We start from the raw sequence: 26,433 nt of genomic DNA, 5'->3' as shown, positions 1-26,433 counted from the left end.
TGCCGAGTGTTACTGGCGAGTTGAATGTAAGTCTGCCAATGACAGCTGGCAAGGTTGAGGGAGGAACCGGTTTCGGACATACCCCTGGTCCGGCTTTTCCTCGGCGCGGTTTCGCGCGCCCCGGATGGCGGGCCGACGGCCCCTACGGGCAGGTGCGGCACGCCGCGGGGTCATAGGGGTCCACGCATCAGCGGGACGCCCACCCTCCGTGATCGGAGTGAGCGTCCCGCCCGTTTACCGTCCGCTTCCGCCGCCGCTCTCCTACGCCGCGGCGCCGCCGTCAACCGTAGTGAACCTGCAGCTCCTTGACGCCGTTGAGCCAGGCCGAGCGGAGCCGGCGCGGGGCGCCCGCCAGGGAGATGCCGGGCATGGCGTCCGCGATGGCGCCGAAGATCAGGTTGATCTCCAGGACCGCCAGGGACTTGCCGAGGCAGAAGTGCGGGCCGCCGCCCCCGAAGCCCAGATGGGGGTTGGGGTCCCGGGTGATGTCGAAGACCTCGGGGTGGTCGAAGACCTCCGGGTCGTTGTTGGCGGAGGAGTAGAAGATCCCCACCCGCTGGCCCTTCTTGATCTCCGCGCCGCCCAGCTCGGTGTCCTGGGTGGCGGTGCGCTGGAAGGAGACCACCGGGGTCGCCCACCGGACGATCTCCTCGGCCGCCGTCCCGGGGCGCTCGCGCTTGAAGAGCTCCCACTGGTCGGGATGGGTGAGGAAGGCATGCATCCCGTGGGTGATCGCGTTACGCGTGGTCTCGTTGCCGGCCACCGCCAGCAGCAGAACGAAGAAGCCGAACTCGTCGGAGCCGAGATTCCCTTCGTTCTCCGCCGCGACCAGTTGGCTGACGATGTCCTTGGCCGGGCATTCCTTGCGCACCGCGGCGAGGTTCATCGCGTACGAGATCAGCTCCGTGGCCGCATTGAGGCCGACCTCTTCGGTGATGGCCAGTTCGGGATCGTCGTACGCGACCATCTTGTTCGACCAGTCGAAGATGCGCGCCCGGTCGTCCTGGGGGATGCCGATGAGTTCCGCGATGGCCTGGAGGGGGAGTTCGCAGGCGACATCGGTGACGAAGTCCCCCGAGCCCTTCCGGCGCGCCCCGGCGACGATCTGCTCCGCCCGGTGGCGCAGCGCGTCCTCCAGGGCCCGGATCGAGCGCGGGGTGAAGCCGCGCTGCACGATCTGGCGGACCCTGGTGTGCTCGGGCGGGTCCATGTTCAGCATGATGAGTTTCTGTACGTCGATCTGGTCGCGGGTCATGGCCGCGTTGAAGCGGATGATCGAGGTATTGAGGCTCGCGGAGAAGATCTCGGGCTTGGTGGACACCTCCTTGACGTCCTGATGACGGGTGACGACCCAGTACCCGTCGTCACCGAAGCCGGCAATACCGTGCGGCTGGGCGTTCCACCACACGGGCGCGGTCCGCCGCAGCTGTGCGAACTCGGGGAGCGGAACGCGGGACTGGTAGACGTCGGGGTCGGTGAAGTCGAACCCGTCGGGCAGCGCGGGACATGGCATCGGCGACTCCTGGTCCATCCGAGACGTCTGACGGTTCATCAGGTATGGGTGCGGTGAAGGTAATGACGCGCTCTACAAGTGGCAAGGGGTCTGGCGACTCCGGTTGTGGACAAGGGTGTTGCACGCCCCTTGCGCCCCGGAGGGCGTCTCATAAGACTGTTTGTAGAACTAGAACGCGTACTAGTTCTTCTTCCGTGGGTGCCGGAACATCCGCGGACGCGAGGAGAGGACGAGTCAGTCATGGCCGCGGAACCCGTCATCGTCGAAGCAGTACGCACCCCCATCGGCAAGCGCGGAGGTGCGCTCGCCAACCTCCACCCCGCCTACCTCCTGGGTGAGACCTACCGCGAACTCCTCGCCCGTACGGGCATCCAGCCCGACTGCGTCGAACAGATCGTCGGCGGCACCGTCACCCACGCCGGCGAACAGTCCATGAACCCGGCACGCAACGCCTGGCTGACGATGGGCCTCCCGTACGAGACCGCCGCGACCACCGTGGACTGTCAATGCGGATCCTCCCAACAGGCCAACCATATGGTCGCCAACATGATCGCAGGCGGTGTCATCGACATCGGCATCGGCTGTGGCGTCGAGGCGATGTCCCGGGTGCCGCTCGGCAGCGGCTCCAAGCACGGCCCCGGCAAGCCCTGGCCCGACGAGTGGAATGTCGATCTGCCCAACCAGTTCGAAGCGGCCGAACGCATCGCCCGCAACCGGGGGCTGACCCGGGAGAACGTCGACTCGCTCGGCCTGATCTCACAGGAGCGGGCGGCCGCCGCCTGGGCCGAGGAGCGCTACAAACGGGAGACCTTCGCCGTCCAGGTCCCCACCACCGAGGAGGAGCAGGCCGCGGGCCAGGGCATGTGGCGGCTGGTCGACCGCGACGAGGGGCTGCGGGACACCAGCATGGAGGCGCTGGGCGGCCTCAAGCCCGTGATGCCGACCGCCGTCCACACGGCGGGCAACTCCTCCCAGATATCCGACGGCGCCGCCGCGCTGATGTGGGCCTCCAAGCGCATGGCGCGCGCCCTCAGACTCAAGCCGCGGGCCCGCATCGTGGCCCAGGCGCTGGTCGGCGCCGATCCGCACTTCCACCTGGACGGCCCCATCGACGCCACCCGCGCGGTGCTCGGCAAGGCCGGGATGTCCCTCAAGGACATCGACCTGGTCGAGATCAACGAGGCCTTCGCGTCCGTCGTGCTCTCCTGGGCGCAGGTCTTCGAACAGGACCTGGAGAAGGTGAATGTGAACGGCGGCGCCATCGCCCTCGGCCACCCGGTCGGCGCCACCGGCGCCCGGCTGATCACCACCGCACTGCACGAACTCGAACGCAGGGACAAGGAATTCGCCCTGATCACCATGTGCGCGGGCGGGGCACTGGCAACGGGGACGATCATCCAGCGGCTGTAGCGGACAGCCGCCTACCGCCGAGGACCGCAGTGCGGGGGGCGGGGGTGTTGCCGGGGCGTTGCTGGGCCCCTCCCCAACCTGAGGAAAACCACAGCTGAGTTGGGTGGAAAGCCGCATTCTGCAAGGCGCGTGATCTCCGTACCGTCAACGACATGACGAACAGAACACCGCGGCAGCACCCCTCTTCCTCTTCTTTCTTTCCTTCCTCCTCTTCCGCTTCCTCCTCTTCCCCTCCGGCAGCGGCCGGCGTAAGGCCCGCCTCCGACGGTCCGGCCGCATCCGGTATGCCGGCCGAGGCGGGAACACCGCGCGGGCAACGACGCGTCCCGCGCGCCCTGGTGCCAGGCGCCGCCCTCGTGCTGGCGGCGCTCACCACGGCCCCGGCCCTCGCGGCGCCGGCGGCCTTCACGACGCAGCGGGCAGAGTCCGGAGAGTCGGTTCACGCCGTCGCCGCACCGAGAAGTGGCCAGGGGCGCGGGACACTCCTCTCGCTCACGCCCCTCGGTCGGCAGAGCCGGGCCGAGGTCATCGGCCAGGCACAGAAACAGGGCCTGGAGACCGGCACCGCCAGGCATGGCGTCGCCGCATACCGCCTGACCTACCGCACGATCACCCCCGACGGCCGACCCACCACCGCCTCCGGCCTGCTCGCCCTCCCCACGGGCGGCGACTCCCGCCATCTCCCGCCCGTCGTTCACACCCACGGCACCCTCGCCTACCGCGGCTACGCCCCCTCGATGGCGGACGGCCCCGACCGGGCGGTGTCGGTGCTGTACGCCTCGGCCGGCCGCGTCGCCCTCGCCCCCGACTACCTCGGCCTCGGCGCCAGCCCCGGACGCCACCCGTACATGGACGCCCGGTCTTCCGTCTCGGCCTCCCTCGACATGCTCCGGGCAGCGCACTCGGCCGCCCCCAAGCTTGGCGCCACCCTTGACCGCACGGTGTCCGTCACCGGCTTCTCCCAGGGCGGGCAGGTCGCCATGGCACTGGGCCGCGAGCTGCACCGCGGCGCCGATCCGCGTTTCCGCCTCGGGATGCTCGCTCCGGTCGGCGGGCCGTACGACCTCGTCGGCGCGGAACTCCCCGGGATGTTCGACGGCCGTATCGACCCCCGGTCCGCCGTCTTCTACCTCTCCTTCTTCCTCACGGCCCAGAACCGCCTGCATCCGCTTTACAACGATCCCGCCGAGGTGTTCCGAGCCCCCTACGCCGACCGGGTCGAGGACCTCTTCGACAGTGAGCACCCGGCGGAAGACATCGCCGGCAAGCTGCCCGAACGCCTCGAAGACCTGCTGACGGACACCTGGTACCGCAAGCTCCGGCACCCTTCCGGCGCCCTGCTGGAAGCGCTCCGCGTCAATGACCGCACCTGCGACTGGAAGCCGGGCCGAGGAGTGCGGATAACCCTCTACTCCGCCACCGGCGACCGGGACGTCCCCATAGCCAACACCCGTAGCTGCGCACGGCAGTTGACGGGCCACGGGGTCAGGGCCAAGGCCGTCGACCAAGGGGCCGACGCTGACCACTATGTGTCCTTCCTGCGCTCGCAGCCCTCCATAGCCCGCACACTGCCCGTCGCCCGCTGATACGGCTCCGGAGGGCGCCAGGGCCGTCCAAAGGCTCGGGCAGACGATCACCCGCCGGGCAAGGGCCAGGGCACGGGTCACGTCACCGGGAGGCGGCGGCCCCTCCGGGGGACTCGGGAGCGAAGGAGGCGGGGACATCGAAGGCCGCGCGGCGGGTGGCACGGCGCAGGGCCTTGAGCACGGTGCCCCCGAGGGTGAAGGTGAGGATCACGGTGACCAGGGCCCGGGGGAGGTCCCAACCGAGGGAGGTGGCAAGGCAGTAGGCGAGATAGCGGGCGAGGTTCTGATTGAGCGGGTCGCCGGGAACGAAGGAGACCCCTGAGGTCAGGCCGGCGATATAGGGCCAGCCCTGGAGGTTCATGACCAGGCCGTAGAGCACGGCGGAGACAGCTCCGTACGCGGCGAGCATGGCGAGTTCACCGCGGCCGCGCAGCCGGTCGGGCCCCGGCAGCAGGCCGGCGCCCATCGACACCCACCCCATCGTCAGCATCTGGAACGGCATCCAGGGGCCGACACCGCCGGTCAGCAGCGCCGACGCGAACATCGCCACGGAACCCAGCACGAACCCGAACCCGGGCCCCAGAACCCGGCCCGACAGCACCATCAGGAAGAACATCGGCTCGATGCCGGCCGTCCCCGCACCCAGGGGGCGCATCGCGGCCCCGGCCGCGGCCAGTACGCCGAGCATCGCGATGGCCTTGGCGTCCAGACCGGTGTCGGCGATGGTCGCCACGACGACGGCGAGCAGCATCGGCAGCAGCGCGGCGAACAGCCAGGGCGCGTCCTTGGAATGGGCGAGCCCGGAGGCGGAGTCGGCGAGCAGCGGCCAGCCGAAAGCCATCACGCCGATGGCCGAGATCAGGGCCAGCGCGGCGATGGAGCGGGGCCCGAGCCGCACGGCACGGGCCTGGTGACCGGCGCCGGGGCGGCCGGAGCCGGAGCCGGATCCGGAGACGGGTCCGAGGCCCTCCGGACGGGGTGGGGGCACGGTCATGCGAGGGCCTCCAGAGCGCGGGCCACCTGGGGAACGGTCAGCCAGGGCAGCGGGGCGAGGACCTTGGCGACCTGCGGTGCGAAGGAAGGCGAGGACACCACGACCTCGTCGGTGGGACCGTCGGCGACGATCTCGCCGTCGGCGAGGATGACGACACGGTGCGCCAGTTCGGCGGCGAGTTCCACGTCATGGGTGGCCAGGACGATGGCATGGCCCTCGGCGGCCAGGGTGCGCAGCACCTCGATCAGACGGGCCTTGGCGGCGTAGTCCAGCCCGCGGGTGGGCTCGTCGAGAAGGAGCAGTGGGGGACGGGCGGTCAGTACGACCGCGAGGGCAAGGGCGAGCCGTTGGCCCTCGGACAGATCACGGGGGTGAACGGATTCCGGGACATCCGGCAGCAGCCGGGCGACCAGGGCCCGGCAGCTGCCGGCGGGGGCGCCGGCGTCCTGGTCGGCCGCGGTGCACTCGGCGGCGACGGTGTCCGCGTAGAGGAGGTCACGAGGTTCCTGGGGGACCAGGCCGACGTGCCGCAGAAGGGCCCGGGGGCTGGTGCGGTGCGGGACGGCGCCACCGACCCGCACCGTGCCGGACGACGGCTCATGCATACCGACGAGGGTGGTGAGCAGAGTGGACTTCCCCGCACCGTTACGCCCCATCAGAGCGATCGTCTCGCCGCCCCGCACGGTCAGATCCACCCCGTGCAGTGCCTCGGTCCGACCCCGGCGCACACCGAGCCCGGAGACCTCCGCGGCAGCGTCCGACGCTGCCGGCGTGCCCTCCGCGCTCCTTCCCGGCGCCTGTGGCGGGACCCCCGTCAGCTGCTCGCGCAGGGGAGCGGCCTTGCGACGGGCGTCGCGCACGGAGAGGGGGAGAGGAGACCAGCGGGCGAGGCGGCCAAGCGCCACGACCGGGGGGTGGACGGGGGAGACGGCCATGATGTCGGCGGGGGTGCCCATGACCGGGGGAGCGCCGGGGGAGGGCAGCAGGATGACCTGGTCGGCGTACTGGACCACGCGCTCCAGGCGGTGTTCGGCCAGCAGGACCGTGGTACCGAGGTCATGGACCAGCCGCTGGAGGACGGCGAGCACCTCCTCGGCCGCGGCGGGGTCGAGTGCGGAGGTCGGCTCGTCGAGGACCAGGACCTTGGGGTGGGTGGTGAGGACCGACCCGATGGCCACCCGCTGCATCTGCCCGCCCGAGAGCGTGGTGATCGCGCGGTCGCGCAGCTCCGCCAGGCCCAGCAGGTCGAGGGTCTCCTCGACCCGGCGGCGCATCACCTCGGGGGTGAGGCCGAGCGACTCCATACCGTAGGCGAGTTCGTCCTCGACGGTGTCGGTGACGAAGTGCGCCAGCGGGTCCTGGCCCACGGTGCCGACGACATCGGCCAGTTCACGCGGTTTGTGGGTGCGGGTGTCCCGGCCGTCGACGGTGACCCGGCCGCGCAGAGTGCCGCCGGTGAAGTGCGGGACGAGGCCGCAGACGGCGTTCAGGACGGTGGATTTGCCGACGCCCGAGGGGCCGACCAGGAGACACAGTTCGCCCTCGGGAACGGTCAGGTCGATGCCCTGGACGGCGGGCGCCGCGGCATCGCCGTAGGTGACCGAGACCTGCTCGAACCGGATCACTGGGTGGGCTCCTTCGTACGGGGAACAGCATCAGAGGCACGGCGACCGCCACGGGACGCACCACCGGACCCGGCCCGGTCCGCGCTCGACGGGAGCGGGGCGACGAACGCGGGCAGCAGCCCCACGAGAACGGAAACGGCCGGCCAGAGAGGGAGGACGGGGGCGGTGAGCGGGACGGCGGGAGGGTGCAGGGCGGCCGGCGCATAGTCGTTCGCCCAGATCATCAGGGCGGCGACGGCAATGCCGGAGCCCGCGACCAGCCAGGCGCGGGCGCCCCACCGCTCGGGCCGGTAGCGGCTGCGCACCGACCGGCGGCCACCGAGCCACAGCCCGGCGAGCGCCGCCGCCAGCCCGGCGAGCAGCAGCGGCAGCCCGTAGCCGCCCCCGGTGTCGCCCAACAGCCCATAGGTTCCCGCACAGACGCCGAGCAGCCCGCCGAGGGTGAGCACGGACGTGGTGTGGCGTACGGCGGGCGGCACTTGGGCACTGCGGCCGTAGCCGCGTGCGTCCATGGCCGCGGCCAGTGCCACCGAGCGCTCCAGCGCGCCCTCCAGCACCGGCAGCCCGACCTGGAGGAGTGCCTTGATCCCGCGGTCGGGACGCCCGCGCAGCCGGCGGGCGGCGCGCAGCCGCTGGACGTCGGCGACCAGGTTCGGGGCGAAGGTCATCGCGACGACCACCGCGACGCCCGCCTCGTAGAGCGCACCGGGCAGGGACTTCAGGAGCCGGGCGGGGTTGGCGAGCGCATTGGCGGCGCCCACACAGATGAGGAGGGTGGCCAGTTTCAGCCCGTCGTACAGGGCGAAGACCATGCCCTCCGCGGTGACCCGGCCGCCGATCCGGACGCCCTTCGCCCAGTCCGGCAGCGGCACTTCGGGCAGGGTGACGAGGGTGTGCGTACCGGGAATCGGCGAGCCCAGGAAGAAGGCGAAGACCAGCCGGATGGCGATCACGACCAGCCCGAGCTTGACGAACGCACCGTACGAGCGGGCCCACGGCGCGTCCGTACGACGTGCCGCGACGACATAGCCGGCCACGCCCACCAGCAGCCCCAGCAGCAGCGGATCGGTGGTGCGGGAGGCCGCGGTGGCCAGGCCCAGCGCCCACAGCCACCAGGCGCCGGCGTGCAGCGCGGTGGTGCGGGTCGCCTGCGGGGCGCTCATCCGCGTCGGCGGCGTGCCTGCCACACCGCTGCCGCACCCAGGACGACGACGGCCGCGCCCCCGCCGAGCAGCCCGGCGGACGGCCCGCCGTCCCCGCTCCCGTCGCCCTCGCCGTCTGCGCCGTCACGGTCCCCCGCCCCCGCGGACGGCGCGGCGGAGGACGCCTGCCCCTTCGACCCGCTCACCGCCTCCGCGCACCCCGCCTTCGGGTAGCCGGCGATGGCACACAGCAGGGCGTTGGCGTCATAGCGCAGCGGCCCGGCGACCGCCGCCAGCGCCTCGCCCGCCGAGGCGTCCTCCGACACCTGAGCACACTCGGCCCTGGCCTTCGGCGGCCGCTCCCCGCCGGGCGCGTCCGCCGCGGTGCCGAAGTCCAGGACGATGCCGATCCGTTTACGGCCGTCCTTGGCGGGGGTGTCGCGGCAGATCGCGTCGAAGTCGGCGGCCCCGCGCGGCTTGCCGGCCGCGGCGGAGTCGGCGCCGACGGTGAAACGGAAGCCCTCGACCGCGCCGTCGGCCGGCCGCAGAGTGGCCGGCCCTTGGGTGGCATACGCCCAGGAGCCGCCCTTGCCGTCCCAGAACGACCAGTAGCGGTACTCCTGCGCCTGCGCGGGCCCGGCGGCCAGGCCGGTGACCGTACCGGCCAGCAGCACGGCGCCGGCGATCCTGGAACGCCGCATCAGAGCTGGTTCTTCTTCCGGCTGCTCAGCAGGAACCCGATGCCGGCGCCGATGGCGAGGCCGACGCCGATGACCCACCACACGCTGATGGCGCCGCCGTCCGCGGAGTCGTCGGAGTCCCCGGCGTCCTTCTTCGGCGCGGCGGCCGGCTTCGGGCCGGTGGCGTTGAGCGCTGCCACCAGGTCGGTGCCGCCGAAGGAGCGCGGGTCGGTGCCGGTGGCGTGCGCGGCCAGCACCAGCTGGGCGTATGCGGCGGGGCCGCTCTGCTCGGCCCACTCCGCCGCGTTCTTCTCCAGCCACTTCAGCGGCTTCGCCGCGGCGGCACCGTGCCCACCGGCCGCCAGCGCCACCACGGCATCCGCGGTGTTGCCGACGTCGGGCTGCTTCTCGGCGCCCGGCATCGCGGAGAGCAGATGCTGCCCGTTCTTGTCGAGCTGGGCGACGAGGAAGGCGTCGCCACCCTCCGCGGCCTGCGCCGGATCGCCCTTGCCTGCCTTCTCGCCCCCGGCATCCGTGCAGTTCAGCGGCTTGACCGGGGCCTTTGCGCGCTGATCTGCGGGCGCGACGACAAAGCCCTTTCCGAGCGCTCCGATCGCGGCGGCCGCGGTGGCGTCGGCGTTCGGGGCGGCGCCCTTGAGCTGGAAGGTGAACGCGCCGCGCTCGCCCTCCTTCGCGTCGCAGCCCAGCTGGAAGGTGAGCAGCCCGTCGTAGGGGGTCTTGTCGCCCTTCTTCGACGTCACGGACTGCGGCTTCTCGCCCGCCGCCGCGAGTGCGCCGATGACCACGGACGTGGAGTTGGCGTCGCTGGGCGAACCGGCCATCGAGCTCCAGCCGCCGTCCTCGTTCTGCACCGATTTCAGCCAGCCCACGGCCTTCTTCACGGTGTCACCGTGCCCGCCGAGCGCGGCCAGTGCCTGCACGGCGGCGGCCGTCTGGTTGGTGTCCCGCATGGTCTTGCCGTCGCAGGGCTTGCCGGGCTCGGCGCGGAAGGCGGTGAACGCGCCGTCGGCGCACTGCTGCCCGACCAGCCAGCGCACGGCGGACGCCGCGGGCCGCAGCCCCACCGTGTCCTGTGCCAGCAGTGCCAGCGACTGCCGCCAGACCCCGTCGTACTTCGGGTCCTTGGTGCCGTACAGGCCGTCCGGCAGCTTCGTGGGGGACGCGGAAGGGGAGTCGGCGTACGCGGCGGGGGCAGCGGCCGTGCCCAGCACCACCGCGGCCGCCAGCGCCGTGGCGGCGCGGCGCGCCAGGAAGGCGGCGGGGTGCGTCAGGGGGGCCTGGTGAGCCATGGAAGCCATGGGGGCCATCGGGTCGGTGCCTCTCGGGTCGGGTCGCGGCGATGTACGCAGCCACGCTCGGCCGACCACCCGCGCGCCGATCCCCTCGGATCGCGACGCGGTGGCACCGGGCTCAGCTCCGTATACCTCGACGGTGCCGCGCACCGGCCGTCCGTGTGGCGGACGTTTCCGGTGGCGGGAGCCTTGGTCGTGCCCCCTCGGGTGCTCCGGCTCGTACGGCCGTCCCTGCCGGTCCAGCCGGCGCGGTACGGACGGGCCGTCCTCACGGTTGCGGGTCAGCGCCGGATTTCCACCGGCTTCCCCCGATCGGGTACGGATGAAGTTGTCCCGCACACCTTAACCGGCACCCGCCGGGCGCTCGCTCGCACGTACGAGCCGACGGAAGTGGGCGCGAGCCGGGGGGAGCCGCGCATGAGCCGGGCGTGAGCCGGGGGGACGGGAGCCGGGGGGACGGTAGTCGGACGAGCCGGACGAGCCGGAGGGACGAGGACCGGGTACGAGCTGGGCACTGAACCTGCCGGGGTGCCGAACGTGCTGGGCACCGAACCTGCTGCCGGGGCGCCGAAGAGGCCAGGCGCCGGGCACACGTCAAGCGGCCCGCCCCCTCGCCTCGCCACACCCGCCCCTCGCCTCGCCACAGAAGGCGACGGCGAGACGACCGAGCTACCCCACCGCCCGGTAGGTCACCGGATCGGAGCCCGGCACCCCCTCCGCATGCCCCAGCTTCACCAGACGGCGCAGATGGGCCCCGGCCTCCGACACGGCGATGTTGCGGGAGCCGTACGGGATCTGCTCCCAGGGGCGGTTCCACTCCATGGTCTCGGCGAGCTGCCAGACGGTGCGCGGTTCCTGGAGCAGCGCTCTCAGCCGGGCCAGCCGCTCCTCGTGGTGGGCGATCAGCGCGCGCACCCGGCCACCGGCGTCGGTGAAGGCGTGCTGATGGGCGGGCAGCACCTCGGCGGGGGAGAGCCGGCCGACGCGTTCGAGGGAGTCGAGGTAGTCGCCCAGGGGGTCGGTGCCCTCCCGCAGGCTCTCCCCTTCGTGCGCGCCATCGTGCGCGCCAAGACCGTCGTCCGGGGCCTCGTACAGGCCGATGTGCGGGGTGATGCCGGGCAGGAGGTGGTCGCCGGAGAACAGCCGGCCGAAGCCGGGGGTCCGCGCCGAGGGGTGCTCCTCCTCCAGGTGGAGGCACACATGCCCGGGGGTGTGACCGGGCGTCCAGATGGCGCGCACCCGGCGCCCCGGCAGGTCGAGCAGCGCGCCGGGGTCGATACCGCGGTCCGGCAGCGCGGCCCGCCGGCCGGGCAGCTTCCGGCCGCCCCCAGTGGCGCGCGCCTTCCGCAGAGGCGCCAGATGGTCGTCCGGTGCGCCCGCCGCTGCGAGCTTGGTGAGCAGGTAATCGAGCCACTGGCCCGGTTCGGCCTCGCGCGTGCGGCGGACCACCGCGGTGTCGGCGGCATGCATCGCGATCCAGGCGCCGGAGGCCTCCCGGACCTTGGCGGACAGGCCGTGGTGGTCGGGGTGATGGTGGGTGATCAGGACGCCGTGGAGGTCGGTGAGGCCGAACCCGCAGGCGGTGACGCCGGCGACGAGGGTGTCCCAGGAGTCCGGGTCGTCCCAGCCGGTGTCGATGAGCACCGGCCCGCGGTCGGTCTCCAGGAGGTGGACGAGGGTGTGGCCGAGCGGGTTGTCCGGGATGGGGACGGCGATGCTCCACACCCCGCCCTTGTGGTCGGTCACCTGCGTGGTCATCCCGGTCCCCTCTCGGTGCGGCATACACCCGGTACCCGGCCTCACTATAACTAGAACTGGTTTCAATGCGGCTTGAAGTGCCCCTTCGGCTGCGGTGAGTTGGGATTCGGCCGGTGCCGTGGACTCCTCGAACTAGAACTGGTATCAGTTCCTGATGCGGTGAGTGGGTCTGACGCACCGCCGGCAAGCGCATCCGATGTCCGTAGGCAGCGACGAAGTACCTCGGCAACGCGAAGTACCTCAACAGCCACGACGTACCCCGGCAATGGCGATGCGCATTGGCGACGACGATGCACCTCGGCAAAGACAGGGAACCGGCAGGGACCGCCGGACAGGCGGCCAACCCGCAGGAGGCGGCAGCGATGAGCGACCTCGTCGAGCACGGCAAGCTCTACATAGGCGGTGAGTGGGCCGATCCGGCCGGCCGCGACACGATCGAGGTCGTCTCGCCCCACACCGAACAGGTCATCGGCCGGGTGCCGCACGCCTCCCGGGCCGATGTCGACCGTGCGGTGGCCGCGGCCCGTACGTCCTTCGAGTCAGGGGTGTGGGCGAACGCCCCGCTGGCGGACCGGATCGCGGTGGTGACCCGTATCAAGGACGCCTTCGCGGCCCGCAGCGAGGAGATCGCCAAGGTCATCAGCGCGGAGAACGGCACCCCCTTCACCTCCGGTGTCATGGTGCAGTCGCTGGCCGCGATGCTGGTGTGGGACGCGGCGCTCACGGTGGCCCGCGACTTCCCGTTCGAGGAGCGGCGGAGCGGGGTGCTGGGACCGCTGCTGGTGCGGCGGGAGCCGGCCGGAGTGGTCGCGGCCGTGGTGCCGTGGAACGTCCCGCAGTTCACCGCCGCGGCCAAGCTCGCGCCGGCGCTGCTGGTCGGCTGCTCGGTGGTGCTGAAGGTGTCACCGGAGACCCCGCTCGACGCCTACCTGCTCGCGGAGATCGTGACGGAGGCCGGACTGCCGCCGGGGGTGCTGTCGATCCTGCCGGCGGACCGCGAGGTGAGCGAGTACCTGGTCGGGCATCCGGGCGTGGACAAGGTGTCGTTCACCGGCTCGGTGGCGGCGGGCAAGCGGGTCATGGAGGTCGCGGCCCGCAACCTCAGCCGGGTCACGCTGGAGCTCGGCGGCAAGTCCGCGGCGGTGATCCTGCCGGACGCGGATCTGGACGCGGCGGTGGCCGGCATCGTGCCGTTCGCCTGGATGATCAACGGACAGGCGTGTGTGGCCCAGACGCGGATCCTCGCCCCGCGCAGCCGCTATGACGAGATCGCCGAGCGGTTCACCGCGGCGGCCTCGGCGCTCACCGTCGGCGACCCGCTGGACCCGGCCACCGAAGTCGGCCCGCTGGTCGCCCGCCGTCAGCAGCAGCGCTCGCTGGACTACATCGCGCTCGGGCAGAAGGAGGGCGCCAAGGTACTGACCGGCGGCGGCCGTCCCAAGGAACAGGCCACGGGCTGGTACGTCGAACCGACCCTCTTCGGCGAGGTCGCCAACTCCATGCGGATCGCCCGTGAGGAGATCTTCGGCCCGGTCATCTGTCTGCTGCCGTACGACGACGAGGCGGAGGCGGTGCGGATCGCCAACGACTCCGACTACGGGCTCTCCGGCTCGGTGTGGACGGCCGATGTCGACCATGGCATCGAGGTCGCCCGGCAGGTGCGCACCGGTACGTACTCGGTGAACACCTTCAGCATCGACATGCTCGGCCCGTTCGGCGGCTACAAGAACTCCGGCATCGGGCGGGAGTTCGGGCCCGAGGGCTTCGGCGAATACCTGGAGCACAAGATGATCCATCTGCCGGCGGGTGCCTGATGGGGGACCGCTGGGAGGTGGTGGTGGACCGGAGCGTCTGCATCGGGTCGGGGATGTGCGCCGCCACGGCCCCGGACGGCTTCCGGCTGGATACGGCCCGGCAGTCGCACCCGGTGGCGCCGGAGGCGGACGCCGCCGAGAGCGTCCTGGCGGCGGCCGAGGGGTGCCCCGTGGAGGCGATCACCCTCACCGTGTCCGGCAGCGGCGAGGCGGTCTTCCCGCCGGAGGAATGAGCGGCGGCCTCGCCGGAGGCGGGGTCGGGGCGGCCCGGGGTGCGGGGGCGGGAGCCCCGGGGCGGGAGCCCTGTGGCGCGAGCCCCGGAGCGGGAGTTCCGTGGCGGGAGCCCGGAGCGGGGGCCCGTACGGGGCGTGGAGTGGCGTCCCGTAGGGGGTCGGTGGACCCCTTGCGGGCCAACTACCCGTGGCGAGGCCGAGGTTAACGCTTACGGCCTACGCTTACGGCTTACCGCTTACCGCTTACCGCCTACCGCTCTCGCGGTCCGGCGAGGTCAGGTCGATCAGCCGGCAGACCGTCTCGATGTCTATCTTCACCTGGGCGATCGAGGCCCGGCCCGACAGCCAGGTGATCAGGGCCGAGTGCCAGGTGTGCTCGATGACCCGGACCGCGGAGAGCTGTTCGGGGGTGGCGGGGCCGTCCAGCCCCATCGCGTCGAGGATGATCGCGGTGGTCAGCCGGGAGACGGTGTCCACCTCGGGGCTGACGGAGCGGTCCGCGAAGGTCAGCGCGCGCACCATCGCGTCCGCGAGATGCGGCTCGCGCTGCAGTGCGCGGAAGGCCCGCATCAGGGTCTGGGCCACCCGCGCGCCCGGTTCCTGCTCCGACGGCGGGCGTTTGCGCAGCGTTTCGTGCATGTGCTGGAGCTGGTCCTGCATGGTGGCGACCAGCAGATGCACCTTGGAGGGGAAGTAGCGGTAGAGGGTGCCGAGCGCGACGCCCGAGGACTCGGCGACCTCGCGCATCTGCACGGCGTCGAAGCCGCCACGGGACGCCAGCTTGGCGCTGGTGTGCAGGATGCGGCGGCGCCGGGCCTCCTGACGCTCGGTCAGGGGAGGACTCGCGGGAAGGGTCGGTCTGGCCGCCTTGGATTCCGTAGTCATATTTCCCATTCCGTGGCATTCCGTCCGCGATGCGGCGAGTGCCGGTGGTGTGCTCGGCACAGCATGGCAGGGGGGCGGGTGGTGGCGCGAATCACCTGGTGCGGCTCTTTTCGCCTCGTTCTCGGCCGGTAGATTCGAAGCTCGGTGAACTGATCAGTAGCCAATCAGTTCTGAAACTTGTTCTAGATTACCGCCAGCGGTTACGCTCCGGCGAAAGTCCAGTGAGAAGGGGGCCGAGCGTGACCGCAGAGGCCGTCCAGGCAGCCGCGCCTCGCCCCGCAGAGGCCTCCCCGGCCTCCGCCCCGACGAACGGCGAGCGTCCCCTGCGGATCGCGATGCTCACGTATAAGGGGAACCCGTTCTGCGGCGGACAGGGCGTCTACGTACGCCACCTCTCGCGCGAACTGGCCCGCCTCGGCCACACCGTCGAGGTCATCGGCGCCCAGCCCTACCCCGTCGTCGACGACGGGGTGACGCTCACCGAACTGCCCAGCCTGGACCTCTACCGCCAGCCGGACCCGTTCCGTACGCCGAAGCGCGGCGAGTACCGCGACTGGATCGACGCCCTGGAGGTCGGCACGATGTGGACCGGCGGCTTCCCCGAGCCGCTGACCTTCTCGCTGCGGGCCCGGCGCCATCTCGCCGCCCGTCGCGGCCAGTTCGATGTCGTCCACGACAACCAGACCCTCGGCTACGGCCTCCTCGGCGGCCCCGGCGCGCTCGGTGCGCCGCTGGTCACCACCATCCACCACCCCATCACCGTCGACCGGCGGCTCGATCTGGCGGCCGCCGACGGCTGGAAGCGCCGGGCCTCCGTCCGCCGCTGGTACGGCTTCACGCGGATGCAGAAGCGGGTGGCCCGGCGGCTGCCGTCCGTGCTGACCGTCTCCGGCTCCTCCCGCCAGGAGATCGTCGACGATCTCGGGGTCCGCCCCGGACACATCCATGTCGTCCACATCGGCGCCGACACCGACCTGTTCTCGCCGGATGCCTCGGTGCCCGAGGTGCCGGGCCGGATCGTCACCACCTCCAGCGCGGACGTCCCCCTCAAGGGGCTGATCCACCTCGTCGAGGCGCTCGCCAAGGTGCGCACCGAGAACCCCGACGCGCATCTGGTGGTCGTCGGCAAGCGTGCCGACGACGGGCCGGTCGCCGCCGCCATAGAGCGGCTCGGACTGTCCGGCGCCATCGAGTTCGTCAAGGGCATCAGCGACACCGAACTCGTCGACCTGGTGCGCAGCGCCCAGATCGCCTGTGTTCCCTCCCTCTACGAGGGCTTCTCGCTGCCCGCCGCCGAGGCGATGGCCACCGGCACGCCCCTACTGGCCACCACCGGCGGCGCCATCCCCGAGGTCGCCGGCCCGGACGGCGAGACCTGTCTCGCGGTGCCTCCGGGGGACGCCGGTGCGCTGGCGGGCGGGCTGCTCCGCCTCCTGGGCGACGAGGAACTGCGCCGCCGGCTCGGCGCGGCCGGCCGGGAGCGGGTGCTGGCCCGCTTCACCTGGCGTCAGGCCGCCCTCGGCACCGCCGAGCGCTACCGCGAGGCCATCGCCCTCCAGAGAGACCGGTCCGGCGCCCGGACCCTGCCCCGGGCAGCGTCCGCGGGGGCCGCCGGCACCGCGCCCGCGCCGAGCGCCGCCGGACACGTCTAGTGGCCCGACCGGCCCGTCCTTCCTTCCGCAGCCACCACAGCCACCAACCGCCGGACGAAAGCAGAACGCCGTGCTGACCGTCGACTTTTCCCGTTTCCCGCTCGCTCCGGGCGACCGTGTGCTCGACCTGGGGTGCGGCGCCGGCCGGCATGCCTTCGAGTGCTACCGGCGCGGCGCGCAGGTCGTCGCCCTCGACCAGAACGGCGAGGAGATCCGCGAGGTCGCCAAGTGGTTCGCCGCGATGGAGGAGGCAGGGGAGGCCCCGGCGGGCGCCTCCGCCACCGCCATGGAAGGCGATGCGCTGAACCTGCCGTTCCCCGACGACAGCTTCGATGTCGTCATCATCTCCGAGGTGATGGAGCACATCCCGGACGACAAGGGGGTGCTCGCCGAGATGGTCCGGGTGCTGCGCCCCGGCGGCCGGATCGCCGTCACCGTCCCCCGGTACGGCCCCGAGAAGGTCTGCTGGGCGCTCAGCGACGCCTACCACGAGGTCGAGGGCGGCCATATCCGCATCTACCGCGGCGACGAACTGCTGGGCAAGATGCGGGAAGCAGGTCTGGAGCCCTACGGCACGCACCACGCGCACGGGCTGCACAGCCCCTACTGGTGGCTGAAGTGCGCCTTCGGGGTGGACAACGACAAGGCGCTGCCGGTGCAGGCGTACCACAAGCTGCTGGTCTGGGACATCATGAAGAAGCCGCTGGCCACCCGGCTCGCGGAGCGGGCGCTGAACCCCGTCATCGGCAAGAGCTTCGTCGTCTACGCCACCAAGCCGCATCTGCCCCGGGCGGCCGCCGCCGAGCCGGCCACCACGGAGGCGGGCGAGCCCGCCGCGGCATCCGCCACCCCGGCCGCCGAGCCGGCGGCCGGGCCCGCCGCCAAGGCCCAAAAGCCCGCGCCGGACGCCAAGTCCGGTGCCAAGCCCGGTGCCAAGGCCCCCGCCAAGACCGCGTCCAAGGCCCCTGCCCAGCGCGCGTCCAAGGCCTCCGCCAAGCCCTCCGCCGGGGCCGCCAAGTGACAAGTCCCGGGCGTACCGAACGGCTCGTCCTGCCGGGGGTGCTCACCGCCGAGCAGGCCGCCCGCACGGTGGCCGGCATCCTGGCGACCCAGCGGCCGGACGGCGCGATCCCCTGGTTCCGGGGCCACCACCTCGATCCGTGGGACCACACCGAGGCCGCCATGGCCCTGGACGCGGCCGGCGAACACGAGCGCGCCGAGGCCGCGTACGACTGGCTGGTGCGGCACCAGAACCCCGACGGGTCCTGGTACGCGGCCTACGCCGACGGCGACGCCGAGGCACCCACCGACCGCGGCCGCGAGACCAACTTCTGCGCGTACCTCGCGGTCGGCGTCTGGCACCACTTCCTGTCCACCGGCGACGAGGCCTTCCTCGACCGCATGTGGCCCGCGGTCCACGCCGCGATCGAGTACGTCCTGGAGCTCCAGCAGCCCGGTGGCGAGATCGGCTGGAAGCGCGAGGACGACGGCACGCCCGTCAACGACGCGCTGCTGACCGGCTCGTCCTCCATCTACCAGGCGCTGCGCTGCGCGCTGGCGCTCGCCGAACAGCGCGAGGAGCCGCAGCCCGACTGGGAGCTGGCGGTCGGCCGCCTCGGCCATGCGATACGCAGCCACCCCGAGCGGTTCCTGGACAAGTCCCGCTACTCCATGGACTGGTACTACCCGGTCCTCGGCGGCGCGGTCCGCGGTTCCCAGGCCCGCGAGCGCATCGACGCGGACTGGGAGCAGTTCGTCGTGCCCGGCCTGGGCGTGCGCTGTGTGCTGCCCAACCCCTGGGTCACCGGCGGCGAGAGCGCGGAACTGGCGCTCGCCCTGTGGGCGATGGGGGAGTCCGAGCGGGCCGTACAGATCCTCAAGTGGATGCAGCACCTCCGCGCCGAGGACGGCATGTACTGGACCGGCTATGTCTTCGACGACGATGCGATCTGGCCACGCGAACTGACCTCCTGGACGGCCGGTTCGCTGCTGCTCGCGGTGGCCGCCCTGGGCGGCGACGAGGCCACCACCACGGTCTTCGGGGGCGAGCACCTGCCGACGGGCCTCGATCCGGACTGCTGCCGGTAAGGGGCTTCCCCTGGCCCCGGCGCCTGTACGGGGGGCGCCGGGTCAGGGGACCCGTAGGGCCGGTCCGTACGGATCATTCCGTACGACCGCCCGTACGACCGCCCGTACGGACCGCCCGTACGGATCGTCCCGTAAGGACTGCCCGTACGGGCTTCCGGGAAGCGGCGCCAACGATGCCCGGCTCCGCGCGAAAAGGGGAGGCCGGGCCGTGGAACCGCCCGTTACTGTGCGCCGCATGACTCTCCACGGCTCACTCAGTCACGACGCCTACTGCACCCATCTCCTGGAAGAGACCACGAAGTTCCGGGAGACGGTGCGCGGCGCCGATCTGTCCGCGACCGTGCCCACCTGCCCGGACTGGACGCTGGCCGACCTCGCGCGGCACGTGGGCGGTGCGCACCGGTGGGTCGGCGCCATCGTCGCCACCCGGTCCGCCACGGACATCGACGAAGCCGACATCCCCGAGAGCGACGGGCCCGAGAAGGACGACGCGGCGGCGCTGGACGCCTGGCTCGCGGCCGGCGTCGACCAGGCCGTGGCGGCGCTGCGCGAGGCCGGCCCCGACACCGAGGTATGGACCTGGTCGCCGGTGCAGCGGACGGGCTTCTGGGCCCGCCGGATGACCCACGAGACGGTGATCCACCGCGCCGACGCCGCGCTCACCGCGGGCGCCGCCTTCGACGTCCCGCCCGAGGTCGCCGCCGACTGCCTGGAGGAGTGGCTGCAGTTGTGCGCCCTGCCGCAGGTCACGGCGCACCATGCGGAGCGCGGGCAGCTCTTCGGCCCCGGCCGCACCCTCCACCTCCACGCCACCGACACCCCTCCCGAGCTGAACGCCGAGTGGCTGCTCGACCTCACCGGCGACCGGCCCGTCCACCGCCGCGCCCATGAGAAGGCGGCGGTCGCCCTGCGCGGGCCGCTCACCGACCTCCTCGGCGTGATGTACCGCAGGCTGCCCGCCGACAGCGACCGGGTCGAGGTCCTGGGCGAGCGCGCACTGCTCGACCGGTGGCTGGAGTGGGCCTCGTTCCAGTGAGCCGCCCGCGGCCGTCAGGAGTTGAGCTCGGCCAGTACCCGTAGGGTGTCCGGGTCGGGGGCGGTGACCAGCAGGTCGGTGACCGGGCCGGTACGCCACAACTCCAGTCGCTCCGCGATCCGTTCGCGCGGGCCGACCAGCGAGATCTCATCGGCGAACGCGTCCGGTACGGCGAGCACCGCCTCCTGTCTGCGGCCTTCGAGGAAGAGCTGCTGCACCCGGCGGGCCTCCTCCTCGAAGCCCATCCGGGCCATCAGATCGGCATGGAAGTTCTTGGCCGCGTGCCCCATCCCGCCGATGTAGAAGCCGAGCATCGCCTTGACCGGAAGCAGCCCCTCGGCAACGTCGTCACAGACCACGGCGCGGGCCATGGGGGCGATGAGAAAGCCCTCCGGGGCCTGGGACAGCGACGCCCGGTAGGCATCGGTGCGCTGCGGCGACCAGTACAGCGGCAGCCAGCCGTCGGCGATCCGGGTCGTCTGGGCGATGTTCTTGGGCCCTTCCGCACCCAGCAGGAGGGGGAGGTCGGCGCGCAGCGGATGGGTGATGGGCTTGAGGGGCTTGCCGAGGCCGGTGCCGTCAGCGCCGAGGTAGGGGTGCGGGTGGAAGGCACCGTCCAGCTCCACCGGCCCTTCCCGGCGCAGCACTTGGCGGATGACGTCCACGTATTCGCGGGTGGCGGTCAGCGGGCTCTTGGGGAACGGCCGTCCGTACCACCCCTCGACGACCTGCGGTCCGGACAGCCCCAGGCCCAGCAGCAGCCGGCCGCCGGAGAGATGGTCGAGGGTCAGTGCATGCATGGCGGTGGCGGTGGGGGTGCGGGCCGCCATCTGTGCGATACCGGTGCCCAGTTTGATGCGGGAGGTGTGGGCGGCGATCCAGGTGAGCGCGGTGAAGGCGTCCGACCCCCAGGCCTCCGCCGTCCACACCGAGTCGTAGCCCAGCCGCTCGGCCGCGCGGGCGAGTTCGAGGTGCCGGGGGTCCGGGCCGCGGCCCCAGTAGCCCAGTGCTAGACCGAGTCGCATACCGATCGCCCCTCTCCGGCGGAACGGTGACGAGATCTCTGACCAGATCTCTGACCAGATCTCTGACCAGATCTCTGATGAGGTCTCTGATGAGGTCCCTGAAATCTGACGCTACGTCAGTTCCAGTGTCCGCGAACTGTACGGCCGGGCCGCCGGCAGCGCAACGGCCCCCCGCCCGCAGGGGCGAGGGGCCGCGAAAGGACCGCTGTGCGTCCGGTGTCAGCCGCGCTGGATACCGGTGGTGTCCTGCAGGACGCCGCGCCGGCCGTCCTGGGTCTGCGCGATCAGGGCCTGGCCGCGCTGCTCCACCGCCAGGTACCAGGTGCCGGGCGCCAGTTCGGCGATCGGCGCCGGGGCGCCGTCCTCGCCGTACAGCGGGCGCGCGACGGGCACCGCGAACCAGAACGGCGCGAAGTCCGCCGGGGCGCCGGCCGCCGCGGTGGCTCCGGCCGGACCGCCGGCCGTGCCGTCCACCGGCACCTGCTGGCCCTGGGGCTGGCCGGGCTGCGGCTGCTGCTGGCCGCCCGGGTAGCCGTAGCCCTGGCTCGCCTGCTGCTGCGCACCGGGGTAGCCGTAACCCGGGTTGGGGCCGGCCCCGTACGGGGCGGCGGCCTGCGGCTTCGGGGCGCCGATCAGGGCGACCTTGAGGGGCGGGAGGAGCGGCGTGGCGATGGCGCCACCGGCCAGGATCAGGGTGGCGATCAGGCCGATGATCAGGCCCGCGCCGGCGCTCGGGGCGTCGATGAGGGTCCAGAACGCCGTCCATGCCGCGAACACGGTGAGGGCGACACCGAACTGGCCGAGGTCGAGACCGGCGACCTTGCGCGCCTGCTGCTGCGGCAGTGCACGGCTGACGATGATGATCGCCGCGCCGATCACCCCGGCCAGGTACACGCTCATCAGGACGGACACCGAGTCCCAGGCGTTGATACTGCTGTAGTCCTGGGCCTCGCAGTACTTGGCGAGCTGCCCGGAGCACTCCGGGCCGCCGGTGGCAGAGAGGAACGAGGCGATGAACAGCAACACCGCTGCTCCGATCACCACGCCGTCGCCTCGAGTGAGGGAGCGGATGTTCACGTAAGGGTCCTTTGTCGGTTTCGTGGGTCCGGTCGTCGCTGTCGCGGTGCGCGCAGTGCGAGGCACGGCGGTGGCCACCCATCGTAAAGGGGAACCTATCGCCGAATCCGGCGGCCCGTCCTGTTCGTTTCCGCGCGCTATCGGTACGTCGTCACGGATCCGGTATCAGGTGGCTTCCGGATCCCGTCCGGTGGCCGGGTCAGCGTGTCAAGAAGTCCGTAATGCCCTCGGTGATCCCGCGGGCCGCTTTTTGCCGCCAGTCGGCGTCGGTCAATTGCGCGGCGTCCTTCGGGTCGCGCATATTGCCGCACTCCAGGAACACCTTCGGCACCGTGGAGAGGTTGAGGCCGCCGAGATCGGAGCGCTTGTCGAGTCCGGTGCCGCCGCCGATGTAATTGGACGCCGCACTTCCGGTGACCGCGCGGAACCGGCCGGCCAGCCGCTCGCCCAACTGGCGCGAGGGCCCGACGATCGCGGCGGTGTCGGCCGGGCCGTCCGTGACACGCGCGGGCAGGATGACATGGAAGCCGCGGTTGCCGGCCCCCGAACCGTCGGCGTGGAGGGACAGCGCGGCATCGGCGTGCGCCTTGTTCCCGATCTCGGCCCGTTCGTCCACACACGGCCCGTAGGGGCGGTCGCCGTCCTGGGTGAGGACGACCTTGGCGCCCTGCTCCTGGAGGAGCGTGCGGGCCCGGCGGACGACGTCCAGGGTGAAGGACGCCTCGGCGTAACCGTCGTTGGTGGCGGTGCCGGTGGTGTCGCACTCCTTGCGGGCGTTGCCGATGTCCACCTGCCGGGCGATCTCCCGGCCGTGCTCGCCGTTGTGCGGATTGTGGCCGGGGTCGAGCACCACGACCTTGCCCTTCAGGCCGGCGCGCGGGCCGTGCTCCTTGGAGCCCTTGCCGCCCGGGGTGTGGCTGCCGCCGGGGCCGGTGGCGCTTTCCGCCGGGTCGCTCGGTGCGGGCTGCCCGGCTCTTGGCCCGCCGTCGCGGCCCGACGCGTGCCAGACCAGCCAGCCGCCCAGGCCGGCGACCACCACGGAGGCCAGCACGACGAGGAGGGTGCCGCGCAGGCGGCGGTGCGGGGGGAGAGAACTGCCGTTCGACACGTCGGCGATCGTAGCCCGCTCAGATGCCCGTCCCGGTGCGCCGCAGTACGTGCAGCGACCGGTGGGACGAGATCTCGGTGAAGGCGCCGGACTCCAGGGCCCTGCGATAGATGCGGTACGGGGCCTGGCCGCCGTCCGCCGGGTCCGCGAAGACATCGTGGATGACCAGCAGCCCGTCGGGCGCGAGGTGCGGCGCCCAGCCCTCGTAGTCGGCGGTGGCGTGCTCGTCGGTGTGCCCGCCGTCGATGAAGACCAGTCCCACCGGGGCCTGCCAGACGGCCGCGGCCTGCGGCGACCGGCCGACCAGGGCGATCACATGCTCCTCCAGACCCGCGGCGTGGAGGGTGCGGCGGAAGGTGGGCAGGGTGTCCATCCGGCCGACCTCTGGGTCGACGACGGTCGGGTCGTGGTACTCCCAGCCGGGCTGCTGCTCCTCGCTGCCCCGGTGGTGGTCGACGGTGACGGCGGGGACCCCGGCGGTGCGCGCGGCGTCGGCGAGCAGGATCGTGGACCGGCCGCAGTAGGTGCCGACCTCCACCAGCGGCAGCCCGAGCGTCGCCGCCTCGGCCGCCGCCGCGTACAGGGCGAGGCCCTCGTCCACGGGCATGAAGCCCTTCGCCGCCTCGAAAGCGGCGAGTATCTCCGGCTGCGGAGCGGTCGGAGCCGTGGGAGCGGGCATGGGCTTCCTCCTGTGGTGCGGTCAGGGGCTCATCGTGCCGTACGGCGCGGCGCGGGTGGAGTGCGGGTGTCCCGGCCGGGGCATTCGGATATCGGAACGGCGGTTCGCATTTCCCGCGTGTCGGGCGGCCCGGATGTTCCTGCCGGTTCCTGCCGGGTTCCGGTCCGTTCCCCGACTGTTCCCGTCGTTTTATCGTCTGCGGTTTCCGTGATGCCCGAAAGCGGTGAATTCGGGGGCGGGGGAGTCGGCAGGGAAGGAGGGGAAGGAAATGGCGTTCGCGACGGAATTCACCGGACCGTTTCCTGTTCGCATCCGAACCGTTCCCCGGGGAATCCCCGCCGGTTCCTGCCCGTTACGGGACCGGCGGTGGCGGCCGCTGTGCGACGGCGGGTCCGGGGGTCACGGGTGCCGCGGACGTGCCCGAACCGACCCCTGAACCGACCCCGAATCGACCCCTGAACTACCCCCGAACCGACCCCCGAACTGACCTTCCGTCAGAATGAAACGTGTTCTAGTCTGCTCCGCATGGGCATCGGAATCACGCAAGACCAACGTGACCTGGCCGAGGCGGCGGGCGGCTGGGCCGCGCGGGCGGTGCCGCCCGAAGCGGTGCGCAAGCTGCTCGACACCGCGCCCGCGCGCACCGGGCGGCCCGCGTACTGGGACCAGCTCGCCGCCCAGGGCCTGCTCGGGCTCCATCTCCCCGAGGCCGACGGAGGCGGGGGCGGTGAACTGCTCGACCTCGCCGTCGTGCTGGAGGAACTGGGCCGCGCCGCCTTCCCCGGGCCCTGCCTGCCCACCACCCTCGCCGCCGCACTCCTGCACCGCGGCGGCGCCCCGGCCCTCGTACGTGCCCTCGCCACCGGCGCACGCATCGGCGCCGTCGCACTCGGCACGGGCTCGCTCACCGCCGTCGAAAGCCCCGACGGCTATGTCCTGGACGGCACCGCGCCCCCGGTCCTGTCCGGCGCCGACGCGGATCTGATCGTGCTGGCCGCGGAGGTTGCCGGGGAAGCGGGGCTCACCGGGGAAGCGGAGGGTGCCGGGGGAGCGAAGGGCGCCGCGGACGGGGCGGTGCGTGACGGCGGAGGCGGGCGACGGGCGGGGGAGACGGTCTGGCTCGCGGTCGACGCCGGGGTGCTGACCGTACGCGTCCAGGAGAGCGCCGACCCCACCAGGCCGACCGCCGAAGTGCGGGCGCACGGAGTCCCGGTGCCCGCCGAGCGGCGGCTCGCCGTCGACAGCGACCTGGTCCGCGACCTGGCCGGGGTGCTGTGGGCCGCCGAGAGCTGCGGCACGGCCTCCTGGGCGCTGCACACCGCCGCCGAACACGCCGCGGTCCGCGAACAGTTCGGCCGCCCCATCGGCCAGTTCCAGGCGGTCAAACACCTCTGCGCCGACATGCTCGTGCGCTACGAGCAGGCCGCCGCCCTGGTCTGGGACGCGGCCCGCGCGCTGCACGAGCCGCCCGCGGTCCGCGGACTGGTCGCGGCGCTGGCCACCGCGACCGCCCTGGACGCCGCCGTCAGCTGTGCCAAGGACTGCATCCAGATCCTCGGCGGCATCGGCTTCACCTGGGAACACGACGCCCACCTCCATCTGCGGCGGGCGACGGTCGCCCGCCAGCTGCTCGGCAGCGGCGACACCCACCGGCTGCGGGCCGCCCGGTATGCCGCCGACGGCGCCCGGCGCCCGCTGCACCTCGAACTCCCCGCCGACGCAGCGGAGTTCCGGGCCGAGGCCCGCACGGTCATCGACGGCGTCCGCGGCCTCGACCCCGCGGCCGTACGCCGCACACTGGCCCCCACCGGCTACGCCGCACCGCACCTCCCCGCGCCCTACGGACTGGGCGCCGGCCCCGTACAACAGCTCGCGATCCAGCAGGAGCTGGCGGCCGCCGACGTCCGGATCAGCGATCTGGGCATCGCCACCTGGGTCGTCCCCTCACTGATCGCCCACGGCACCCCGGAGCAGCAGGAGCGCTGTCTGCTGCCGTCGCTGCGCGGTGATCTGCTCTGGTGCCAGCTGTTCTCCGAACCCGAGGCCGGCTCGGACCTGGCCTCCCTGCGGACCCGCGCCGAGCGGACGGCGGACGGCGGCTGGCGGATCAACGGCCAGAAGGTGTGGACCTCGGCCGCCCAGTGGGCGAGCCACGGCATCCTGCTGGCCCGCACCGACCCGGACGCGCCCAAACACAAGGGGCTGACCTTCTTCCTCGTCGACATGAAGACCCCGGGCATCGACATCCGTCCGCTGAAGGAGATCACCGGCGAGTCGCTCTTCAACGAGGTCTACTTCGACGATGTGCTGCTGCCGGCCGACGCGGTGGTCGGCGAGGTCGACAACGGCTGGAAGGTGGCCCGCACCACCCTGGACAACGAACGCGTCCACATGGCTGACCAGTTGACCTTCGACACCGGTCTGACGGCGCTGCTGGACCGCGCCGCCGAGCTGGACGGATCGGTGCGGGCGCGGGTGGGCGCGCTGGCCGCCGAGGCGCACGCGCTGGGCTGCATCGGGCTGCGCACCACGCTCCAGCAGGTGTCGGGGCTGGAGCCGGGAGCCGGTGCCAGCATCCGCAAGCTGGTGCAGACCCCGCACCAGCAGAAGGTCGCCGAGCTGGCGCTGGAGCTGCTCGGCCCGGACGGCGCGGTGCGCGAAGGCGCCGGCGAACGGGCCTTGCACGGCTTCCTGATGTCGCGCTGTCTGACCATCGCCGGCGGCACCACCCAGGTGCAGCTCAATGTCGTCGCGGAGCGGCTGCTCGGTCTGCCCCGCGACCCGGAGCCGCGCCCCCTGATCTGATCCCCGGACT

At 72.3% G+C, this 26,433-nt stretch carries 20 protein-coding genes, 1 pseudogene and 1 riboswitch; of the genes and pseudogenes, 9 read left to right on the top strand and 12 right to left on the bottom strand.

Features of this window, described 5'->3' with window-relative positions:
- Positions 1–280: 280 nt before the first annotated feature.
- Positions 281–1,513 carry a cytochrome P450 gene (locus tag NUT86_RS13105; protein WP_274735301.1) on the bottom strand — a complete coding sequence of 411 codons (1,233 nt, stop codon included), beginning with the start codon at positions 1,511–1,513 and terminating at the stop codon, positions 281–283.
- 240 nt (positions 1,514–1,753) lie between these two features.
- On the opposite strand from NUT86_RS13105, the gene NUT86_RS13100 reads away from it, so the two are divergent.
- Both NUT86_RS13100 and NUT86_RS13095 read left to right on the top strand, forming a co-directional pair.
- On the top strand, positions 1,754–2,923 hold the full coding sequence (locus NUT86_RS13100) for a steroid 3-ketoacyl-CoA thiolase (protein WP_018093338.1): 1,170 nt from the start codon (positions 1,754–1,756) through the stop codon (positions 2,921–2,923).
- A gap of 356 nt (positions 2,924–3,279) precedes the next feature.
- Positions 3,280–4,509: an alpha/beta hydrolase family protein gene (locus tag NUT86_RS13095; RefSeq protein WP_381282711.1), complete on the top strand. Its 1,230-nt coding sequence runs from the start codon at positions 3,280–3,282 to the stop codon at positions 4,507–4,509.
- Between the two features lie 82 nt (positions 4,510–4,591).
- Here NUT86_RS13095 and NUT86_RS13090 read toward each other — a convergent pair whose 3' ends face one another.
- From NUT86_RS13090 to NUT86_RS13065, 6 genes are all read right to left on the bottom strand, one after another.
- Complete coding sequence (locus NUT86_RS13090; protein WP_229838548.1) at positions 4,592–5,503, bottom strand: ECF transporter S component; 912 nt, start codon at positions 5,501–5,503, stop codon at positions 4,592–4,594.
- On the bottom strand, positions 5,500–7,128 hold the full coding sequence (locus NUT86_RS13085) for an ABC transporter ATP-binding protein (protein WP_274735298.1): 1,629 nt from the start codon (positions 7,126–7,128) through the stop codon (positions 5,500–5,502). Before NUT86_RS13085 ends, NUT86_RS13090 begins: the two co-directional genes overlap by 4 nt.
- Positions 7,125–8,291: a CbiQ family ECF transporter T component gene (locus tag NUT86_RS13080; RefSeq protein WP_266449039.1), complete on the bottom strand. Its 1,167-nt coding sequence runs from the start codon at positions 8,289–8,291 to the stop codon at positions 7,125–7,127. Before NUT86_RS13080 ends, NUT86_RS13085 begins: the two co-directional genes overlap by 4 nt.
- A complete protein-coding gene (locus tag NUT86_RS13075) occupies positions 8,288–8,971 on the bottom strand; it encodes an SCO2322 family protein (RefSeq protein ID WP_274735296.1) in 684 nt (227 codons plus the stop codon). Before NUT86_RS13075 ends, NUT86_RS13080 begins: the two co-directional genes overlap by 4 nt.
- Complete coding sequence (locus NUT86_RS13070) at positions 8,971–10,278, bottom strand: prenyltransferase/squalene oxidase repeat-containing protein (RefSeq protein WP_274735294.1); 1,308 nt, start codon at positions 10,276–10,278, stop codon at positions 8,971–8,973. The genes NUT86_RS13075 and NUT86_RS13070 overlap by 1 nt, the downstream gene beginning before the upstream one ends.
- A gap of 223 nt (positions 10,279–10,501) precedes the next feature.
- Positions 10,502–10,623, bottom strand: a riboswitch (cobalamin riboswitch).
- Between the two features lie 309 nt (positions 10,624–10,932).
- Positions 10,933–12,021 carry an MBL fold metallo-hydrolase gene (locus tag NUT86_RS13065; protein ID WP_274735292.1) on the bottom strand — a complete coding sequence of 363 codons (1,089 nt, stop codon included), beginning with the start codon at positions 12,019–12,021 and terminating at the stop codon, positions 10,933–10,935.
- 362 nt (positions 12,022–12,383) lie between these two features.
- Between NUT86_RS13065 and NUT86_RS13060 the strand changes: the two genes are divergently transcribed.
- Complete coding sequence (locus NUT86_RS13060) at positions 12,384–13,835, top strand: aldehyde dehydrogenase (protein WP_274735290.1); 1,452 nt, start codon at positions 12,384–12,386, stop codon at positions 13,833–13,835.
- Positions 13,835–14,068: a ferredoxin gene (locus NUT86_RS13055; RefSeq protein ID WP_159488420.1), complete on the top strand. Its 234-nt coding sequence runs from the start codon at positions 13,835–13,837 to the stop codon at positions 14,066–14,068. The genes NUT86_RS13060 and NUT86_RS13055 overlap by 1 nt, the downstream gene beginning before the upstream one ends.
- 243 nt (positions 14,069–14,311) lie before the next feature.
- Here the strand turns inward: NUT86_RS13055 and NUT86_RS13050 are convergent, their stop codons facing one another.
- Entirely contained in the window at positions 14,312–14,953 is a 642-nt protein-coding gene (locus tag NUT86_RS13050) for a TetR family transcriptional regulator (RefSeq protein ID WP_159488421.1), read from the bottom strand.
- A 239-nt stretch (positions 14,954–15,192) separates the two neighbouring features.
- On the opposite strand from NUT86_RS13050, the gene NUT86_RS13045 reads away from it, so the two are divergent.
- From NUT86_RS13045 to NUT86_RS13030, 4 genes and pseudogenes are all read left to right on the top strand, one after another.
- Positions 15,193–16,605 carry a glycosyltransferase family 4 protein gene (locus NUT86_RS13045; protein WP_026170311.1) on the top strand — a complete coding sequence of 471 codons (1,413 nt, stop codon included), beginning with the start codon at positions 15,193–15,195 and terminating at the stop codon, positions 16,603–16,605.
- 70 nt (positions 16,606–16,675) lie between these two features.
- Positions 16,676–17,407: pseudogene (locus NUT86_RS13040) on the top strand (class I SAM-dependent methyltransferase); the annotation flags it as partial.
- Between the two features lie 215 nt (positions 17,408–17,622).
- Positions 17,623–18,693 carry a prenyltransferase/squalene oxidase repeat-containing protein gene (locus NUT86_RS13035; RefSeq protein WP_093647369.1) on the top strand — a complete coding sequence of 357 codons (1,071 nt, stop codon included), beginning with the start codon at positions 17,623–17,625 and terminating at the stop codon, positions 18,691–18,693.
- A 235-nt stretch (positions 18,694–18,928) separates the two neighbouring features.
- Positions 18,929–19,729 (top strand): maleylpyruvate isomerase family mycothiol-dependent enzyme, encoded by an 801-nt coding sequence (locus NUT86_RS13030; RefSeq protein WP_274735285.1) that lies wholly within the window; start codon positions 18,929–18,931, stop codon positions 19,727–19,729.
- Between the two features lie 14 nt (positions 19,730–19,743).
- Here the strand turns inward: NUT86_RS13030 and NUT86_RS13025 are convergent, their stop codons facing one another.
- The 4 genes from NUT86_RS13025 to NUT86_RS13010 form a co-directional block, all read right to left on the bottom strand.
- A complete protein-coding gene (locus NUT86_RS13025; RefSeq protein ID WP_274735283.1) occupies positions 19,744–20,754 on the bottom strand; it encodes an LLM class F420-dependent oxidoreductase in 1,011 nt (336 codons plus the stop codon).
- Between the two features lie 219 nt (positions 20,755–20,973).
- Positions 20,974–21,831: a DUF5336 domain-containing protein gene (locus NUT86_RS13020; RefSeq protein ID WP_159488424.1), complete on the bottom strand. Its 858-nt coding sequence runs from the start codon at positions 21,829–21,831 to the stop codon at positions 20,974–20,976.
- A 199-nt stretch (positions 21,832–22,030) separates the two neighbouring features.
- A complete protein-coding gene (locus NUT86_RS13015; RefSeq protein ID WP_159488425.1) occupies positions 22,031–22,939 on the bottom strand; it encodes an N-acetylmuramoyl-L-alanine amidase in 909 nt (302 codons plus the stop codon).
- Between the two features lie 19 nt (positions 22,940–22,958).
- Entirely contained in the window at positions 22,959–23,618 is a 660-nt protein-coding gene (locus NUT86_RS13010) for a class I SAM-dependent methyltransferase (RefSeq protein ID WP_109889369.1), read from the bottom strand.
- 525 nt (positions 23,619–24,143) lie between these two features.
- Between NUT86_RS13010 and NUT86_RS13005 the strand changes: the two genes are divergently transcribed.
- Positions 24,144–26,423 (top strand): acyl-CoA dehydrogenase, encoded by a 2,280-nt coding sequence (locus tag NUT86_RS13005; RefSeq protein WP_274735279.1) that lies wholly within the window; start codon positions 24,144–24,146, stop codon positions 26,421–26,423.
- Positions 26,424–26,433 lie beyond the last annotated feature (10 nt).

Origin of the sequence: Streptomyces sp. G7(2002), from assembly GCF_028870195.1 — a bacterium.
In the GTDB taxonomy this organism is placed as follows: Bacteria; Actinomycetota; Actinomycetes; order Streptomycetales; family Streptomycetaceae; genus Streptomyces; species Streptomyces nigrescens.
Note: the sequence above shows the minus strand (reverse complement) of the source record. Positions and strands in the feature narration are given on the sequence as shown.

Bases quoted from the DNA above. Each gene is read 5' to 3' on its own strand.
- NUT86_RS13060 (WP_274735290.1), top strand. From the start codon at position 12,384: ATGAGCGACCTCGTCGAGCACGGCAAGCTCTACATAGGCGGTGAGTGG.
- NUT86_RS13050 (WP_159488421.1), bottom strand. From the start codon at position 14,953: ATGACTACGGAATCCAAGGCGGCCAGACCGACCCTTCCCGCGAGTCCT.
- NUT86_RS13080 (WP_266449039.1), bottom strand. From the start codon at position 8,291: ATGAGCGCCCCGCAGGCGACCCGCACCACCGCGCTGCACGCCGGCGCC.
- NUT86_RS13010 (WP_109889369.1), bottom strand. From the start codon at position 23,618: ATGCCCGCTCCCACGGCTCCGACCGCTCCGCAGCCGGAGATACTCGCC.
- NUT86_RS13100 (WP_018093338.1), top strand. From the start codon at position 1,754: ATGGCCGCGGAACCCGTCATCGTCGAAGCAGTACGCACCCCCATCGGC.
- NUT86_RS13090 (WP_229838548.1), bottom strand. From the start codon at position 5,503: ATGACCGTGCCCCCACCCCGTCCGGAGGGCCTCGGACCCGTCTCCGGA.
- NUT86_RS13025 (WP_274735283.1), bottom strand. From the start codon at position 20,754: ATGCGACTCGGTCTAGCACTGGGCTACTGGGGCCGCGGCCCGGACCCC.
- NUT86_RS13070 (WP_274735294.1), bottom strand. From the start codon at position 10,278: ATGGCCCCCATGGCTTCCATGGCTCACCAGGCCCCCCTGACGCACCCC.
- NUT86_RS13030 (WP_274735285.1), top strand. From the start codon at position 18,929: ATGACTCTCCACGGCTCACTCAGTCACGACGCCTACTGCACCCATCTC.
- NUT86_RS13005 (WP_274735279.1), top strand. From the start codon at position 24,144: ATGGGCATCGGAATCACGCAAGACCAACGTGACCTGGCCGAGGCGGCG.
- NUT86_RS13065 (WP_274735292.1), bottom strand. From the start codon at position 12,021: ATGACCACGCAGGTGACCGACCACAAGGGCGGGGTGTGGAGCATCGCC.
- NUT86_RS13075 (WP_274735296.1), bottom strand. From the start codon at position 8,971: ATGCGGCGTTCCAGGATCGCCGGCGCCGTGCTGCTGGCCGGTACGGTC.
- NUT86_RS13055 (WP_159488420.1), top strand. From the start codon at position 13,835: ATGGGGGACCGCTGGGAGGTGGTGGTGGACCGGAGCGTCTGCATCGGG.
- NUT86_RS13105 (WP_274735301.1), bottom strand. From the start codon at position 1,513: ATGCCATGTCCCGCGCTGCCCGACGGGTTCGACTTCACCGACCCCGAC.